Here is a 17525-nt window from a genome sequence, read left to right as displayed (position 1 = left end):
ACCCGGCACGTTGCGGCATGCACTGGGCGGTTGCATGGCGCCGCGGTCTGACATACCTGTGGGCGCGAAATTCCCGGAGGTCCAAATGATCACGCTGTTCCAAGCCTTGAATCTGATCCTGAACGTGGTCTGGTTTATCATGATCGCCCACATCATTCTTAGCTGGCTGATCAGCTTTCAGGTGCTGAACATCCGCCAGCCGACGGTTGCGCAGATCTGGTACGGGCTGAACCGCTTGCTAGAGCCGGTCTACGCCCCGATCCGCCGATTTTTGCCACAGGCGGCGGGGTTGGACCTTGCGCCGTTGGTCGCGTTCATCGTGCTGATCATCATGCAACGCGCGCTGATCAACAACGCTGGCTTCTTTTACGGATATTGACCCGCGATGCCCGTCGCGACCGCGCAGGCGCTACTGGGGACGGTGTTTGGCTTTGGGTCGTACCGGCCCGGGCAGGAAGAAATCGTGCACGCCGTTCTTGCCGGGCGTAACACGTTGGCGATCATGCCGACGGGGGGCGGAAAGTCCCTGTGCTTTCAGCTACCTGCGCTGTGCCGCGACGGGGTGACGGTGGTCATTTCGCCGTTGATCGCCTTGATGCGCGATCAGGTCCGCGCGTTGCGCGAAGCGGGGGTCGAGGCGGGGGCGCTGACCTCGGGTAATACCGACGAGGAAACCGAAGACGTTTTTGCCGCGCTGGATGCGGGGCGGCTGAAGCTGCTTTACATGGCGCCGGAACGGCTGGCCTCGGGCGGAACATTACCGCTGCTGCGGCGCGTCAACACCCGGCTGATTGCCGTGGACGAGGCGCATTGCGTGTCGCAATGGGGCCATGATTTTCGCCCCGACTATCTGCGCATCGGTGAATTGCGCCGCGCCTTGGGCGTGCCGCTGGCCGCCTTTACCGCCACCGCAGACGAAGAAACCCGCGCCGAGATCGTCACACGTCTGTTCGATGGCGAAGCGCCCGCGACGTTCTTGCGTGGCTTTGACCGCCCGAACATCCATCTCGCGTTTGAGCCAAAGGATCAGCCCCGCCGCCAGATCCTCACCTTTGCCGCCGCGCGGCGCGGGCAGTCCGGCATCGTCTATTGCGCAACACGGGCCAAGACCGAGGCGCTTGCCCGCGCGCTGCACGACGACGGGCATCTTGCCCGCCACTATCACGGCGGCATGGATGCCGAAGACAGGCGTCAGGTCGAGGCTGCATTTCAGCGCGAAGACGGGCTGATCGTGGTGGCGACCATCGCCTTCGGCATGGGGATCGACAAACCCGATATCCGCTGGGTGGCCCATGCGGACCTGCCCAAGTCAATCGAAAGTTATTATCAGGAAATTGGCCGTGCCGGGCGTGATGGTGCGCCTGCGGAAACCCTGACCCTGTTCGGCGCCGATGATATCCGTCTGCGCCGCGCACAGATTGACGAAGGGCTGGCACCGCCTGACCGCAAATCCGCCGATCATGCCCGGCTGAACGCGCTTTTGGGTTTGGCCGAAGCAACCGGCTGCCGCCGCCTGCGCCTTTTGGGCTACTTTGGCGAGGCGGCGCAACCCTGCGGCAACTGCGATCTGTGCGACACGCCGCCTGATGTGTTTGACGCCACCGATGCGGTGCGCAAGGCCCTGTCTGCTGCGTTGCGCACGGGGGAAAGCTTTGGCGCGGGGCACTTGATTGATATTCTGACCGGCAATGCGACCGAAAAAGTAACCCAGCGCGGCCATGAGGCACTGCCGACATTTGGTGTAGGCCGTGATCTTGGCCGCCCACAATGGCTGGCAGTGTTTCGGCAGATGATGGGGCATGACCTGATCCGCCCCGATGCGGAACGCCACGGCGCGCTGGTGATGACCGAGACCGCCCGCCCGATTCTGCGTGGCGAAACGCAGATAACCCTGCGCCGCGATCTGATCCGCAAGGCGGTTGCGCGGCCGGTGGTAAAATCCCTGGTAGCCGAGGAGGATGCGCCCCTGTTGTCGGCGTTGAAGGCCAAACGTCGGGCGCTGGCCGAGGCGGCGCGGGTTCCGGCCTATGTCATTTTTCCCGACCGCACGCTGATCGAAATGACCGAGACCCGGCCCATGACGCTGGATGCGATGGCGCGGGTCAGCGGTGTGGGAGCAAAAAAGCTGGAAAGCTATGGCGCGGCCTTTTTGGAGGTGATCGCGGGGGCGGTTGAGACGCTACACCCAGCGCGCCGCAAGTTGGCTGGGCGGGATGCAGGGCCAGTGTTTGACCGCTTGGCCGAAGCGCAGTTGACATTGGTGCGCGGCCCGGATGGGTTGGATCGTTATCTGACTTGCAGCCAATCCACCTTGCGCAAGATTGCCGAAACCCGGCCCCGCAACCGCGCCGATATGGCCCGTATCGGCGGCATGGGCGAGCAGAAATTGGACCGCTTTGCCGAGGTGTTCCTGGCTATAGTGGCTGAAGGCTGAGCGCGGCGGCAAGGGCAGAAGCCTCCGGCGGGAGTATTTTTCCAAAAAAAAGCCGCGAGGGGGTGGTGTGTAAAGCAGGAAGTGTGGGTTAATCTGCACCCTCCTTTGGGCCCGGGCGGCGCGCGTGTTCGGGGCAATGCGCATGAATCTGTGCGGCGATGGCGCTTTTTCTAAGTGGCTTGGTCATGTAGTGATCGACCCCGGCTGCGAGTATCGACGCGCTGTCACCGTCCATAGCGTGTGCGGTCAGGGCGATAATGGGTACATGAGTGCCCTGTGTGGCCTCGGTCGCGCGGATGGTGCGGGTTGCCTCGCGACCATCCATTTCGGGCATCGAGATATCCATGAAGATAAGGTCGGGGTGGAAACTTTGCCACAATGCGACCGCCTCACGACCATTGGCGGCAAAAGCGAGGTCGATATCGAAATCCTTGACCATCTTGCGAAATACCAATTGATTGGTGCGGTTGTCTTCGGCGGAAAGGACACGCATTTGCCTTAGGCCGAGAGGGGCGGGGGCTGTGAGGCACTGGGGTGAGGGCGCGGGATTCGAGAGATCTTGCAATGCCCGAAACAGATCGGAGCGCAGCACCGGTTTTTCCAACATCCCGGCCAGATGTTGCCGTATCGGGGCAATCGTGTTTTCGTCGGTGTCGGAGGTCAATAACAGGATCGGCGCATCTAGCCCGCGTTCCTTGAGTTTTGTTATCAGCTGGAGGCTGTCCATGTCGGGCATCTGATGGTCGGTCAGGACCAGATCGAAATTGCTGTTGTCATCCAGCGCGCTGAGGGCCTCGGCGCCCGAACGGCAAAGTGTTACAGCAAGGCCATAGGTTTCCAACTGCCGTTCCAGGATAACGCGGTTAACCATCAGATCATCAATCACCAACGCGGCGCGCAGCGTGATCGGGGTGCTGGGATTGTCAGGCGGGGCGGCGGCTTCGGCTACGGGCAAGGTGACCCGGAAGCCAAAACAAGAGCCTTGACCAATGTCGCTATCAACCCAGACAGAACCGCCCATCAGCTCGATCAATTGTTTGGTGATGGCCAGCCCAAGGCCGGTTCCTTCAAATTTGCGATTGGATTCGTATTCCACTTGATTGAACTCTCCGAACACATGTTCGATGTGCTCGGGCGCGATGCCGATTCCGGTATCTTCGACCGTTACATGCAGCTCAATCTTGTCCTTGCCATGTTCATAGCCGACGACGCGGGCCAGAACATGGCCTGAAGCGGTGAATTTTACTGCATTGCCGATAAGGTTGGTCATGATTTGCCGCATGCGCCCCGGATCAGCCAGAAAGCGGGTCGGCAGGAACAGGTCGTAATCGACCAGCATTTTCAATTTTTTCTCTTTGGCCGAGGGTTGCAGCAGCACCATGATTTCGTGCAGGCAACGTTCCAGATCAAAGACCTCGGGATACAGACGCAATCTTTCAGCCTCGATCTTTGAATAGTCCAGCACGTCATTGATGATGGTCAATAACGCCTCGCCTGACGATTTGATCGTATCCGCGTAGAGTTTCTGATCTTCGTCAAGCGCGGTTTCGCAAAGCAGGTCAGCCATGCCCACCACGCCATTCATCGGGGTGCGAATTTCATGGCTCATGTTTGCCAGAAAGGCCGACTTTGCACGGTTGGCGGCTTCGGCCCTTTTGCGGGCGTCTTCAAGTTCTGCTTCGCGATGAATAACATTGGTGATGTCTTGCGCCAGGCAAACCAGATCACCATCGGCGCCCCAGCGGTCGATCAGCCTGAGGTGGCGCCCGTTTGACAGTTTCATCACATAAGGGCTGATCTGAGTGCCACGGATGCGCGCAATCATTTCATGGTGCCAATCCAAGGGGTCGCGCCCAGCCAGATCTGCCAATCCGAATTGCGCGACAATCTTCAAGACCGAACTATAGCTGACCCCTGCGGCTACGGCTGCTTGTCCGTTGAAGAATGAAAGATAGGGTCTGTTTGCAACCACCAGCTTGAGGTCGGAATCGAAAACGGCAAAGCCGTCCGGGATCGTTTCTAACGCATCCCATAGGCGGCGCTGGGCAATCAGGGCGGCCGTATTGGCGCGTGCCAGATCGACCCGCACCTTCGAGTTTTCGCCCTTGAGCGATTCGGCCTCGGTCAGGGCGCGTTGCAGGCCGTGGCGTTGTTCTACGATTTGATCCGACAATGATCGCGCATGCAGTGCCAGTTTTTGATTGGCGGCGAAAAGTTCGCGTTTCTTTTGGTCTAACAGGCGTTCTGCGGCCAGTCTCGCACGGCGCTCTTGGGCTAGTTTCTCGGTGATGCCGCTGTTCATACCGGGCACCTGCTCCGCTATTGTGTGAATTTTGGGCAGGATGACAATCTTGCATGAAATAATGCTTAATCAGTCCAGTTTTTTATTGGCGATAGGTATGCTTGCACGCGTGCCGTCTGCGTGGCAGCATCGGCCAGTGGCCTTCCCGGAGGAATTTTGATGCGTGCCTTTTTGACTGCAGCCATTTTTACCGCGTTAGCATGGCCAGTGTTTTCACAAGAAATGCCGCTGATACCCGAGCGGCGTCTGGTGATGACCGAAGGCACCGATCTGGCCGGCACGGATATTCGGCAGATTTTTGATACCACGCTTGAATCTTGTGCGGCGGCTTGTCTGCTAGACCCGGCGTGTCAGGCGCTGACGTTCAACGCACGCAATAATTCCTGCTTTCCGAAATCCGCGGTTACGGGGCAGGCGCCCTATCAGGGGGCGGTGTCGGCCTTTGTTCGGCAGGCAGCACCGGGAGCAGTGTCGCGGGCGGCGACCCGCGCGGTCGATCTGGATTTTCTGGACGGGCAAGACCTGACCCGTGCCTATGATCAGGCGGCGGGCCTGGGGCGCAGGCATTTGACCGGCGACTGGTCCGAGGCTGAACTGTTGGCCGCGGTGGCCGAGGCCCGCGCGTCGGGTAACGTAGCGGCGGCTGCGCGCTTGCAAGGGGCTGCGCTGAACCTGTCGGATGCGGCGGATCAATGGCTGGAATACGCGCGGCTGGTGCTGGCAAGCCCGTCTGATGGGAACAATACCCCGCGCACGGCCGTTCTGGCGGCGATCAACGGTTATCTGCGGGCACCCGCGAAACCGGTGCAGGCCGAAGCGCTGATGGTGTTGGCGGACGCACTGGAGCACGCCGACCGTGGCCGCGACGGGGTGCATGCGCTGCGTCTGGCCCACAGCCTGTCGTCGCGCGAGGATATCGCCGCGCTGCTGGACGATTTCGCCGGCAAATACGGCTTTCGCATTTCCGAACACAAGGTTGAATCCGACAGTGCCGCGCCGCGTATCTGCGCGATTTTCACCGAAGATCTGGCCAAGTCGGGCACCGATTACGCCAGCTTTGTGAAACTGCCGCAGACCGGCCTGTCGGTTGAGGCCAGCGGTAACCAGATCTGCGTTGCCGGGCTGAAACATGGCGAACGCTACGCGCTGACCTTCCGCGAGGGCCTGCCCTCGGCTGCGGGCGAGGTTCTGGCCAAGGATGTGGCCATTTCAACCTATGTCCGCGACCGCAGCCCCGCGGTCAGCTTTCCGGGCCGGGCCTACATTCTGCCGCGCACGGCGGACGCGGGCCTGCCGGTCGAAACTGTCAACACCGACCGGCTGGACCTGACCTTGCTGCGGATATCGGACCGGAACCTTGTGGCGGCAATGCGTGATGATTATTTTGCCCGCTCGCTTGACTATTGGTCGAACGATTATTTCTCCAGCACGCTGGCCGAAACCGTTTGGAGCGGTAGCGCCGATGTCGCGATGGAGGTGAACCGCGACACCACCACCCGCCTGCCTGTGCAAGAAGTGACAGGCCCGCTTGGCCCCGGCATCTACGCACTGCAAGCCGAAATTCCGGGCAAGGACGAAACCGAATATCCGGCGGCAACGCAGTGGTTTGTGATCTCGGATCTGGGGATGTCGACGTTGTCGGGGGCGGACGGGCTGCATGTCGTGCTGCGCGGCCTGTCGGATGCGGCCGCGCGTGAGGGTGTTGAGGTGCAACTGATCAGCCGCGCGAACTCGGTTCTGGGGGTGGCGGTAACGGATGCGCAGGGCTACGCGCATTTTGAGGCGGGGCTGACCATGGGCAAGGGCGGGTCCGCGCCGGCGCTGGTATCGGCCACCTCGGGCGAGGATATGGCGTTTCTGTCGCTGACCGACCCAGAGTTTGATCTGTCTGATCGCGGGGTTGAGGGGCTTCCCCCCGCGCCGCCGATTGATGTGTTTTTGACCACAGATCGCGGCGCTTACCGCACCGGTGAAACGGTGCACGCCACCATGCTGGCGCGTGATGCGGCGACCCGCGCGCTGCCCGGCCTGCCACTGACAGCGGTTCTGGTACGGCCCGACGGGGTCGAATATGCGCGCGCTCTGGCGGAAGATGTGGGGGCCGGTGGCCATGTCGCGGCGTTTCCCATCGCCGGGTCTGCGCCGCGCGGCACCTGGCGGCTGGATGTCTTTGCCGACACAAAGGCGGCACCGCTAAGTTCAGCCAAAGTGCTGGTCGAGGATTTCTTACCTGAACGTATCGACTTTGACCTGACCCTGCCCGAGGGGATTCTGCCTGCCGGGTCGCTGCCCGAAATGGGGCTGTCGGCGCGCTATCTGTTTGGCGCACCGGGGGCGGGATTGGCGGTTGAAGGGGGCGTGCGCCTGGTCGCCGCCGATAGCGTGCCGGGGTTTGAGGGCTACCGTTTTGGCCGTCACGATGACATTTTCTCGCCGTGGTTCGACAGTATCGCCGGTGCTGAGACCGATGATCAGGGCAAGGCGCAGCTTTTCCTGTCGCTGCCTGAAATGGGGGCGGATGGTCAGCGACCGTTGCAGGCAACCTTTACGGTCGATGTGCGCGAAGGTTCGGGTCGGCCGGTCGAGCGCAGCCTGTCGCGGATCGTGCTACCCCGTGAACCGGTGATCGGGATCAAGCCGATGTTTTCCGACGATACCGTAGGCGAAGGCGACGAGGCGCGTTTTCAGATTGCGGCCGTGGGGCCGGATGGCCAGCCCGCCGCGATGAAGGTGCATTGGGTGATGAACCGGGTCGAAACCCGGTATCAGTGGTATTCGCTTTACGGATCGTGGAACTGGGAGGGCGTCACCAGCCGCACCCGCGTGGCCGAGGGCGACCTTGACCTGACCGCCGCGGGTCCGCAGCAGGTGGCGGCCCGCGTGGGTTGGGGCCAGTATGAACTGGTTGTCGAGGCGGCTGCGGGCGATGCCGCCGCCTCGGTCGGGTTTGATGCGGGCTGGTATGCCCCCGCCAACGCGATGGAAAGCCCCGACCGGTTGGAGCTGTCCTTGGACAAGCCCGCCTACAAATCGGGCGATACCGCGCGCTTGCGCATTGTTCCGGCTGCGGATGGGGTGGCGGTGGTCTCGGTTCTGTCGAACCATCTGATTTCGCTTCAGACGGTGGCGGTGACGGCTGGGGAAAACACCATTGATCTTCCGGTGACGGATGAATGGGGGGCAGGGGCCTATGTCACGGCCTCGGTGATCCGGCCCTTGGCGGTTGACGTGGGCGCGCGCGTCCCAACCCGAGCGCTGGGTCTGGCCCATGCGGCGGTGGACCCGGCAGAGCGGCAGTTGACCGCGAGCTTTGATGTGCCAGCGGCCTCAGACCCGCGCGCGGCCTTGCCGGTGGCGCTGAAGGTTTCGGGCGGCACGGCTGGCGAAACCGTCTATGCGACGATTGCGGCCGTGGACCTTGGCATCTTGAACCTGACGGGGTTCAAATCACCCGACCCCTCGGCGCATTACTTTGGCCAGCGGCGTCTGGGCATGGGGCTGCGGGATGTCTATGGCCGGTTGATTGATGGCAAGAACGGGGTTGAGGGTATCATACGGTCCGGCGGCGATGCGGCCTCTGGGCTGAAAATGCAATCGCCGCCGCCGACCGAAGAACTGGTCGCCTACTTCAGCGGCCCGCTGACGGTGGGCAGCGATGGCATGGTTCAGACTGAATTCCAGATGCCCGCTTTCAACGGCACCGTGCGGCTGATGGCGGTGGTCTGGTCTGACAGTGGCGTCGGACAGGCCAGCGCCGATGTGCTGGTGCGTGACCCGGTGGTGGTGACGGCCTCGGTGCCGCGGTTCATGGCGCCGGGCGACGAATCGCGCCTGCTGCTGGAAATTGTCCACGCCTCTGGCCCATCGGGGCGGATGGGGCTGGATCTGAGCGCAGACGGAATGGCGCTTGGCGCCGCACCTTCGGGCGTGGATCTGGCCAATCAGGGCAAGGCTGAGCTTTCGGTGCCGATTACAGCGCAGCAGACCGAGGGCGTGCAAACGATCCGCGTGGCGCTGTCCACACCCGACGGCAAGGTGCTGGACAAGGTGTTGTCCATTCCGGTGCAACTGAACGATCCGGCCGTGTCGCGCCAATCGCGGTTTGATCTGGCGGCGGGCAGCACGTTCACGCTGGATGCCAACGTCTTTGCGGGGCTGCAACCGGGTAGCGGGCGGGCAACGCTGGCGGTTGGCCCGCTGGCGCGGTTTGATACGGCGGGCCTCATGGCGGCGCTGGACCAATACCCCTACGGCTGCACCGAACAGGTCACGTCAAAGGCGCTGCCGCTGCTTTATTTCGATCAGGTTGCCTCGGCCATGGGGCTTGGCGGGCGGGATGATGTGAAAGCCCGGATCGACACGGCCATCGGCCTGGTGCTGACCAATCAGGATGCGAGCGGCGCCTTTGGTCTTTGGTCGCCTGAAAGCGGCGATCTGTGGCTGGATGCCTATGTTTCGGATTTCCTCAGCCGGGCCAAGGCGCTGGGGCACAAGGTTCCCGACATCGCCTTCCGCAACGCGATGGACAATCTGCGCAATCAGGTCAACTACGCGCCTGACTTTGACGCGGACTCCAACGGGGGCGGCGCGGCGCTGGCCTATGCGTTGATGGTGCTGGCCCGCGAAGGTGCGGCGGCGGTGGCCGATCTGCGCTATTACGCCGATGTGAAGGGGGATGAATTCGCCAACCCGTTGGCAGCGGCGCAACTGGGTGCCGCGCTGGCCAGCTACGGCGACCAGACCCGCGCTGACGCGATGTTTGCCCGCGCGGCGCGGCTGCTAGGCGGTGCGCGCGACAGGGGGCAGGTCTGGCGCGCGGATTACGGCACCATCCTGCGCGATCAGGCGGCAGTTCTTGCGCTGGCCGCCGAGGCCGGGTCAACCGCCATCCCGCTGGAGCAGGTCGGCACGAGTGTCGCCAGCGCGATCAACGGTCAACGGCTGTCAACGCAAGAGGCCAGTTGGGCCCTGATGGCGACCCACGCGCTGATCGACCGCCCCGGAACGGCAGGGTTCACCCTGAACGGCGCGCCGGTCGAAGGGCCGCTGGTGCGGGTGCTGGATGACCAGACCGTGGGGACCGAAATGGCGATTGCCAATGGCTCGGGCAAATCGGCGGTCTTGACGCTGACCACGACCGGCGTGCCATTGGTGCCGGAGCCTGCGGGCGGTACGGGCTATACCATCAGCCGCAGCTACTACACGCCCGAAGGTGCGCCGGTTGACCCGTCGCATGTGGCGCAGGGCGCACGGCTGGTCGCGGTGCTGGAGGTCAAGCCCCATGGCGGAGGTGCGGCGCGGCTGATCGTCGAAGACCCGTTGCCCGCCGGGTTTGAGATTGATAACCCGAACCTTCTGCGGGCGGGCGATCTGGCGGCGCTGGACTGGCTCTCGGTCGAGGAGAACACCCGCACGGTCGAGTTCCGTCAGGAACGTTTCATGGCGGCAATCGACTGGCGCAGCGACAAGCCGTTCCGGCTGGCCTATATCGTGCGGGCGGTGTCGCCGGGCAGTTTCCACCAACCGGCGGCCAGTGTTGAAGACATGTACCGCCCAGATTATCGCGCGCAAACGGATGCGGGACGCGTGGTGATCGACTAGGCGATGCGGCGGTTTGCACTGATCTGGCTGGTGGCGGGGCTTTTGGCCTTCGCCGCCGCCCGCGATGGGTTTGACGGCTGGATAGCCGCGACTGATCTGCCAGTTTTGCAAGTGCCGGTGGGCACCGAGGTGGTGGCGCGCGACGGTAGCTTGCTTCGGGCGTTTCCGGTGGCTGATGGCCGCTGGCGGCTGACCCCTGGCCCGGTGGATCCGGACTTTATCGCCCTGCTGATCGCTTACGAGGATGCGCGGTTTTATGACCACGCCGGGGTTGACCCTTTGGCAATGGCGCGGGCCGCGTGGCAAGCACTTTGGGCGGGGCGCATCGTGTCGGGGGCATCAACCCTGACGATGCAGGTGGCGCGGCTGCTGGAAGAGGGGCCGACCGGCACCCTCGCCGGAAAACTGCGCCAGATCCGGGTCGCGCTGGCGCTGGAGAGGCGGCTAAGCAAGGTTGATATCCTTGAGCTATATCTGCGGCTTGCGCCCTACGGCGGCAACCTGGAGGGGGTCCGCGCGGCTAGTCTTGCCTATTTCGGCAAGGAACCGCGCCGCCTGACCCCGGCGCAGGCCGCGCTTTTGGTGGCGCTGCCGCAATCACCAGAGGCGCGCCGCCCGGACCGTGCCCCTAAGGCGGCGCAGGCGGCGCGTGGGCGGGTGCTGACACGGCTGGTGGCGGATGGGGCGCTTTCACCTGCGCGGGCCGAGGCGGCAACGCACGAAGCCATCCCGCGCACCCGCCGCCCGTTTCCCGCGCTGGCGCCGCTGTTGACCGACCGTTTGCGCCGCGCCCACCCCGAGGCGGGACGGATCGCCACCACCATTGACCCGGCCTTGCAACGCGCCGCCGAGGCGTTGGCGCGGCGTGCGGTTGCGGGGCAGGGTGGCCGGGTTTCAACGGCGATGGTCTTTGCCGATCACCGCACCGGCGAGATCCTGGCCGAGGTTGGCACCGCCGAATGGGCCGAGGATGCACGGGGCGGATTTATTGATATGGCACAGGCGGTTAGGTCGCCGGGGTCGACGTTGAAACCCTTTGTCTACGCGCTGGCCTTTGATGAGGGGCTGGCCCATCCTGAAACGCTGATCGAGGACCGTCCGCTGGCCTTTGGTAGTTGGCGCCCGCAGAATTTTGACCGCCATTTTCGCGGCACGGTTTCGGTCCGTGACGCACTTTTGATGTCATTGAACATTCCGGTGGTCAGCCTGACCGAAGCCCTTGGCCCGGAACGGCTTTTGGCAACTTTGCGGCGGGCGGGCGTTACGCCGGAGATGCCCGGAGGGGCGCCGGGGCTGGCGGTTTCCTTGGGCGGCGTTGGCGTCAGCCTGGAGGGGTTGGTGCAGGCCTATGCGGGGCTTGCGCGGCTGGGCGAGGGGGTGCGGATCTCGGCCGAGGCGGGGCAGGCGGAGGTATTGCCGCAGCGGCTGTTTGGGCCGGTGGCGGCGTGGCAAGTGGTTGATATACTTTCCGGATTAGCGCCGCCCGCGGGGGGGGCGCCGGACCGGATTGCGTATAAGACGGGCACGAGTTATGGCCACCGTGACGCGCTGGCGGTGGGGTTTGACGGGCGGCATGTGGCGGGGGTTTGGCTGGGGCGGCCAGACGGGACGCCGGTTCCGGGGGCCTTTGGCGGTGAGTTGGCGGCGCCGATCCTGTTCGAGCTTTTTGGCCGTGCAAAGCAGGCGCCGGACCCGCTTCCACCGCCGCCGCCTGCGACATTACTGTTGCCAAACAATCGCTTACCGCTGCCGCTGCAACGGTTTCGCCCGCGCGATGCGGTGTTTTCTGGCGCCACGCCTGACGCGCCAGAACTGCGGTTTCCGCCCGACGGGGCCGAGGTTGAGGCGCCCGGGGGCGGGTTGGTGGTCAAGCTGGCCGGGGGCACGCCGCCCTTTACCTGGCTGGCCAACGGGACGCCGGTTGCGGTCGGGATCCGCGCGCGGGAGACGGTTTTGCCGATGCCGGGGCCGGGGTTTGTGGCGCTGGTGGTGATTGACGCGAAGGGCCGCGCGGCGCGGGTTTCGGTGCGTTTGCGTTGAGAACCGGCGGTAGGATCGGTGTGTAAAAGCGCGTAGAACCGGTACACACGCGCGTATGACTTTTGGCCCGGCGATGCCGAACCAAACTGCCGCTGGCAGGAGTATTTAGGCCAAAAAAAAGCAGGGCGCCTAGAGCCGTTCGATGGCCAGCGCGATGCCTTGGCCGCCGCCGATACACATGGTGATCAGCGCGCGTTTACCGCCGGTTCGGTGGAGCGCATGGAGCGCCTTGACGGTCAGCAGCGCGCCCGTTGCGCCGACCGGGTGGCCAAGTGCAATCGCGCCGCCCGAGGGGTTGACGCGGGCCGGGTCAAAGCCGAGGGCGCGGCTGACGGCGATGGCCTGGGCGGCGAAAGCCTCGTTCGATTCGATCAGGTCGAAATCGGTGGCGGTCAGACCGGTGCGGGCGAAGAGGGATTCGACGGCGGGGATCGGACCAAGGCCCATGACCTCGGGGCGCACCCCGGCGTGGGCGTAGCCGAGAATGCGGGCGAGGGGTTTGAGGCCTGCCGATTGCGCGGCGCTTTTGCGGGCCAGTACGAGCGCGGCGGCACCGTCATTGATGCCCGAGGCGTTGCCGGCGGTGACGGTGCCGTCTTTCTGAAAGACCGGTTTCAGCGCGGCGAGGGCCTCAGCGGTGGTGGCTTTGGGGTGTTCGTCTTTGGCGAAGGTGACGCTGCCTTTGCGGGTGGGAACCTCAACGGGGACGATTTCATCCTGGAAGTGGCCGGCGGCGATGGCGGTGGCGGCGCGGGTCTGACTTTCCAGTGCGAAAGCGTCCTGATCGGCGCGGGTGATGCCGTATTCGGTGGCAACGTTTTCAGCGGTAACGCCCATATGGCCGGTACCAAATGGGCAGTTGAGGGCGCCGGTCATCATGTCAAGTGCGCGGACATCGCCCATTTTCTGACCCCAGCGGCCAGCTTGCAGGATATGGGGTGAGCGGCTCATGCATTCGGCGCCACCGGCGAGGGCAAAATCGGCGTCATGGAGCAGTAGCGATTGCATTGCCGAAACGATGGCCTGCGCCCCCGAGCCACAGAGCCGGTTCACGTTCATCGCCGGGGTGCGATCGGGAACACCGGCCTGAATGGCGGCCACGCGCCCTAGATACATATCGCGTGGTTCGGTGTTGATGACATGGCCAAAGACCACATGGCCGATCTGATCGCCTGACAAGCCCGCGCGGGCAAGTGCGGCTTTAGAGGCCGTTGTGGCAAGCTCGATCGGGGGGGCAGTGGACAGGGCGCCGCCGAAGGTGCCGATGGCGGTGCGTGCGCCGGACAGGATGACGATATCGGTCATGGGATGCTCCGTTCATTGGTTTTACCAATGCTAGCGCGTGGGTGTCAGTCGCGCCAGCTTTAGAGCGGGCATGTGACGGGGGGTAACGGTGCCGCCCCGTGGGCCAATGTCGGATCAGGGGATTTGCGGCACAAGGGGCGTGCGGCCTTTGGGGGTTAAAAGCCACGCATCGCGCCCGTCGATCACCACCGCAGAGAGCGGCCCGCCATAGGCCGCCGAGCTGTCGATATTGAGCCGGTTGCCGTAATGCGTGGCGTCGGGCAGGGCGGTGTGGCCATGCACGACCAGGGCGCCATGATCGCGGCGATCCTCAAGAAAGGGGCCGCGGATCCATAGGAGGTCATCTTCGGTTTGATCACGCAGATTGATGCCGGGGCGGATGCCCGCGTGAACAAACAGGGCGGCATCCAGCATGAGGTTAGTTGGCAGCGCCGTCAGCCAGTCGCGGTGGGCCTGCGGCACGGCGGCGCGGGCTTCAGCGTGGATCTGCTCAACGGGGCGGTTGCCGGGTTCGCGCAGCCCGTAAGAGGCCAGCGTTTGCGGGCCGCCAAGGCGCGGGTGTAGCCAGCCAAGGTCTGGCCGAAGCCCAGGGTCATGCGCCCAAGGATCAGTCAGAAAGGTCAGGAACAGCCGGTCGTGATTACCCTTGAGCACATGCCACGGATGCCCGGCCTTTTGCCCCTGCATCAGGTAATTGATGACGCCCGCGCTGTCGGGGCCGCGGTCCACAAGATCACCGACATGAACGACAGGTGAGGCGCTATTTCTGTAAGCTGCGCGGTCAGCCGCGATCAGCGCATGGGCGCCTTGCAACAGGCCCAGATGGCCGTGAATATCACCGATAGCATAGATTTGCATGATGGTCTTTCAGATAAAAAGCCCCCTACCGTTCGGGCAGGGGGCCAGTCGCGCACCTTGAAGTTACGCTCAGACGACCTCGAATTCCAGCGGTCTGATCCGTTGGAAAAGGCCGGTGCCTTGCAGGTCCTTTACTACCGCATCGGATAGGTGTTCGTCCAGATAGAGGATCGCGATTGCATCACCACCGGTGTTCGAGCGGCCGAGGGTAAAGTTGGCAATGTTGACGCCGTGTTTACCCATGGTGCTACCCAATGTGCCGATGATGCCCGGCGCGTCGCGGTTGGTGGTGTAGAGCATATGGGGCCCGACCTCGGCGTCGATGTTGATCCCCTTGATCTGGATAAAGCGGGGTTTGCCATCGGCAAAGCAGGTGCCCGCAATCGAGCGTTCATGCGTGTCGGTGACCACGGTCAGCTTGATATAAGCGTCGAACACACCGGATTTGCTTTGCTTGGTAGTGGCAATCTGCACACCACGTTCCAGCGCGAGAACCGGCGCCGAAACCATATTCACATCGGGGTTTGTGGCCTTCATGACGCCCGCAATCGCGGCACAGTTCAGCGCAGCCAGGTTCATGTCTGCAACCGACCCGTCATAGAGGATGTTGATCGCCTTGATCGGATCGTCGGTCATCTGGCCGACGAATGACCCCAGATGCGCCGCAAGTTTGATCCAGGGCCCCATGATGGTGGCCTCTTCAGCAGTAACGGACGGCATATTGAGCGCATTTTGCACTGCACCGGTCAACAGATAGTCCGACATCTGTTCGGCCACCTGAATAGCGACGTTTTCCTGGGCCTCGGTCGTTGCAGCGCCTAGGTGCGGCGTTACAACGACATTCGGCAGGTTGAAGACCGGGCTATCGGTTGCCGGTTCCACCGCAAATACATCCAGCGCGGCACCTGCGACATGGCCGGATTTCAGCGCGTCATGCAGGGCCGCTTCGTCAATCAGGCCGCCACGGGCGCAGTTGATGATACGCACGCCCTTTTTGGTTTTTGCGAGTGCCTCGCGCGAGAGGATGTTTTTGGTCTTTTCGGTCATCGGGACATGGAGGGTGATGAAATCGGCCTTGGCCAAAAGCTCGTCCAGTTCGACCTTGTGAACGCCCATGTGCTTTGCGCGATCTTCGCTGAGGAAGGGGTCATAGGCGATGACTTTCATCTTAAGCCCCAGGGCGCGGTCGCAGACAATGCCGCCAATGTTGCCCGCGCCGATCACGCCGAGGGTTTTGTTGAACAGTTCAACCCCCATGAAGCGGTTCTTTTCCCATTTTCCTTCGTGGGTCGAGGCGCTGGCTTCGGGTAGTTGCCGGGCCACGGCAAACATCATCGCAATGGCATGTTCAGCGGTGGTGATCGAGTTACCAAAGGGGGTGTTCATCACGATCACGCCCTTTTTCGAGGCGGCGGGGATGCTGACGTTATCAACCCCGATGCCGGCACGGCCGATGACCTTGAGGTTGGTTGCGGCGGCGAGGATCTTTTCCGTGACCTTGGTGGCCGAACGGATGGCAAGGCCGTCGTATTGGCCGATCACCTCAAGCAGCTTTTCCTTATCTTTGCCCAGGTTGGGCATGTAGTCGACGTCAATCCCACGATCACGAAAGATCTGGACAGCGGTTTCAGAAAGTTTGTCGGAAACGAGAACCTTGGGGGCCATTTCGGTAGTCCTTGAATTTCAGAAATATCGGGAAACTGGCGGGGCAAGCCCGCCAGCCACTGTCCAGATCAGGCTTGGGCGGCCAGTTCGGTGCGGTAGGCCCATTCGATCCACGGCATCAGGGCCGCCACGTCACTGCTCTCGACCGTTGAGCCGCACCAGAGGCGAAGGCCGGCGGGCGCATCGCGGTAGGCGCCGGCATCCAGTGCCACGCCTTCTTTTTCAAGCCGCTTCGCAACGGCCTTGGCAAAGGCGGCACCGTCCTTGATTGCCGGGTCGGTGAACTTCAGGCAGACCGAGGTGGTCGAGGCGGTGGCCGGGTCAACCGCGAGATCGGCAATCCAGGGCTTGCCCGCGATAAAGTCGCGCACCACGCCGGCGTTGGCGGTGGCGCGGGCAATCAGCCCCTGCAGCCCGCCAATACCCTGCGCCCATTTCAGCGCCACAAGGTAATCTTCGACGGCCAGCATCGAGGGGGTGTTGATGGTTTCCCCCGCAAATATCCCTTCGATCAGCTTGCCGCCCTTGGTCATCCGAAAAATTTTGGGCAGGGGCCAGGCGGGGGTATAGGTTTCCAGCCGCTCGACCGCGCGGGGCGACAGGATCAGCACGCCGTGCGCGCCCTCACCGCCCAGCACTTTTTGCCAAGAGAAGGTCACAACATCCAGTTTGTCCCACGGCAGGTCCATCGCAAAGGCGGCGCTGGTGGCGTCGCAGATGGTCAGGCCCACGCGGTTGGCCGGGATCAGATCACCGTTTGGCACCCGCACGCCCGAGGTGGTGCCGTTCCAGGTGAACACCACGTCACGGTCAAAGTCGACCGAGGCGAAATCAACGATTTCACCGTAGGGGGCCTTTTTGACGGTGGCGTCCAGCTTCAATTGCTTGACCACATCCGTGACCCAGCCTTCGCCAAAGGATTCCCACGCCAGCATTTCCACCGGGCGCGCGCCCAGCAGCGACCACATCGCCATTTCAACGGCGCCGGTATCAGAGCCGGGGACGATGCCGATGCGGTAGCCTTCCGGCACGCCCAGCACGGTGCGGGTCAGGTCGATCGCCTCTTTCAGTTTCGATTTGCCCACGGCGGCACGATGCGAGCGGCCCAGAGGCGCGTCAGAAAGCATCGTCAGATCAAAGCCGGGGATTTTGGCGCAGGGGCCAGAGGAAAAGCGCGGATTGGCCGGCCGCACTGCCGGGGTCTGTAGGTCAGACATGGTATCCTTCCAGATAAATGCCCCCCGTTGGGGAGGGGTGTCCCACGGATGGGGATAGGGGGGGAACGGCTCTGGCGCAAGCGGCAAAATTGCGCTAACCGCC

The 17525-nt window shown here is 63.2% G+C and carries 9 protein-coding genes; 4 read left to right on the top strand and 5 right to left on the bottom strand.

Annotated elements, in window-relative coordinates; genetic code table 11:
* Window positions 1–85 precede the first annotated feature (85 nt).
* Together ACM62R_RS08800 and recQ are read left to right on the top strand one after the other, a co-directional pair.
* Window positions 86–379 carry a YggT family protein gene (locus ACM62R_RS08800; protein WP_415183682.1) on the top strand — a complete coding sequence of 98 codons (294 nt, stop codon included), beginning with the start codon at window positions 86–88 and terminating at the stop codon, window positions 377–379.
* Between the two features lie 6 nt (window positions 380–385).
* Window positions 386–2434 carry a DNA helicase RecQ gene (gene recQ / locus ACM62R_RS08795; protein ID WP_415183681.1) on the top strand — a complete coding sequence of 683 codons (2049 nt, stop codon included), beginning with the start codon at window positions 386–388 and terminating at the stop codon, window positions 2432–2434.
* Window positions 2435–2522: 88 nt separating this feature from the next.
* Here recQ and ACM62R_RS08790 read toward each other — a convergent pair whose 3' ends face one another.
* Window positions 2523–4736 carry a response regulator gene (locus ACM62R_RS08790; protein ID WP_415183680.1) on the bottom strand — a complete coding sequence of 738 codons (2214 nt, stop codon included), beginning with the start codon at window positions 4734–4736 and terminating at the stop codon, window positions 2523–2525.
* A 159-nt stretch (window positions 4737–4895) separates the two neighbouring features.
* Here ACM62R_RS08790 and ACM62R_RS08785 point away from each other — a divergent pair, with 159 nt between their 5' ends.
* Both ACM62R_RS08785 and pbpC read left to right on the top strand, forming a co-directional pair.
* Window positions 4896–10337: an alpha-2-macroglobulin family protein gene (locus ACM62R_RS08785; protein WP_415183679.1), complete on the top strand. Its 5442-nt coding sequence runs from the start codon at window positions 4896–4898 to the stop codon at window positions 10335–10337.
* Between the two features lie 3 nt (window positions 10338–10340).
* Window positions 10341–12377 carry a penicillin-binding protein 1C gene (gene pbpC, locus ACM62R_RS08780; protein WP_415183678.1) on the top strand — a complete coding sequence of 679 codons (2037 nt, stop codon included), beginning with the start codon at window positions 10341–10343 and terminating at the stop codon, window positions 12375–12377.
* Window positions 12378–12506: 129 nt separating this feature from the next.
* Here pbpC and ACM62R_RS08775 read toward each other — a convergent pair whose 3' ends face one another.
* From ACM62R_RS08775 to ACM62R_RS08760, 4 genes are all read right to left on the bottom strand, one after another.
* Window positions 12507–13682 carry an acetyl-CoA C-acyltransferase family protein gene (locus tag ACM62R_RS08775; RefSeq protein WP_415183677.1) on the bottom strand — a complete coding sequence of 392 codons (1176 nt, stop codon included), beginning with the start codon at window positions 13680–13682 and terminating at the stop codon, window positions 12507–12509.
* Window positions 13683–13796: 114 nt separating this feature from the next.
* The gene (locus tag ACM62R_RS08770; RefSeq protein ID WP_415183676.1) at window positions 13797–14540 is read right to left on the bottom strand and encodes a metallophosphoesterase; all 744 of its coding nucleotides are present in this window, start codon (window positions 14538–14540) and stop codon (window positions 13797–13799) included.
* Between the two features lie 69 nt (window positions 14541–14609).
* Entirely contained in the window at window positions 14610–16205 is a 1596-nt protein-coding gene (gene serA / locus ACM62R_RS08765; RefSeq protein WP_415183675.1) for a phosphoglycerate dehydrogenase, read from the bottom strand.
* Between the two features lie 68 nt (window positions 16206–16273).
* Window positions 16274–17422 carry a phosphoserine transaminase gene (locus ACM62R_RS08760; protein ID WP_415183674.1) on the bottom strand — a complete coding sequence of 383 codons (1149 nt, stop codon included), beginning with the start codon at window positions 17420–17422 and terminating at the stop codon, window positions 16274–16276.
* Window positions 17423–17525 lie beyond the last annotated feature (103 nt).

This window comes from Phaeovulum sp., from assembly GCF_047638075.1.
GTDB lineage: Bacteria > Pseudomonadota > Alphaproteobacteria > Rhodobacterales > Rhodobacteraceae > UBA6197.
The sequence above is the reverse complement of the archived record's forward strand: the minus strand, read 5'-3'. Positions and strand labels throughout refer to the sequence as shown.

What these genes read in the sequence shown, in the direction of transcription:
- ACM62R_RS08800 (WP_415183682.1), top strand. Translation starts at nt 86, where the DNA reads ATGATCACGCTGTTCCAAGCCTTGAATCTGATCCTGAACGTGGTCTGG.
- recQ (WP_415183681.1), top strand. Translation starts at nt 386, where the DNA reads ATGCCCGTCGCGACCGCGCAGGCGCTACTGGGGACGGTGTTTGGCTTT.
- ACM62R_RS08790 (WP_415183680.1), bottom strand. Translation starts at nt 4,736, where the DNA reads ATGAACAGCGGCATCACCGAGAAACTAGCCCAAGAGCGCCGTGCGAGA.
- ACM62R_RS08785 (WP_415183679.1), top strand. Translation starts at nt 4,896, where the DNA reads ATGCGTGCCTTTTTGACTGCAGCCATTTTTACCGCGTTAGCATGGCCA.
- pbpC (WP_415183678.1), top strand. Translation starts at nt 10,341, where the DNA reads ATGCGGCGGTTTGCACTGATCTGGCTGGTGGCGGGGCTTTTGGCCTTC.
- ACM62R_RS08775 (WP_415183677.1), bottom strand. Translation starts at nt 13,682, where the DNA reads ATGACCGATATCGTCATCCTGTCCGGCGCACGCACCGCCATCGGCACC.
- ACM62R_RS08770 (WP_415183676.1), bottom strand. Translation starts at nt 14,540, where the DNA reads ATGCAAATCTATGCTATCGGTGATATTCACGGCCATCTGGGCCTGTTG.
- serA (WP_415183675.1), bottom strand. Translation starts at nt 16,205, where the DNA reads ATGGCCCCCAAGGTTCTCGTTTCCGACAAACTTTCTGAAACCGCTGTC.
- ACM62R_RS08760 (WP_415183674.1), bottom strand. Translation starts at nt 17,422, where the DNA reads ATGTCTGACCTACAGACCCCGGCAGTGCGGCCGGCCAATCCGCGCTTT.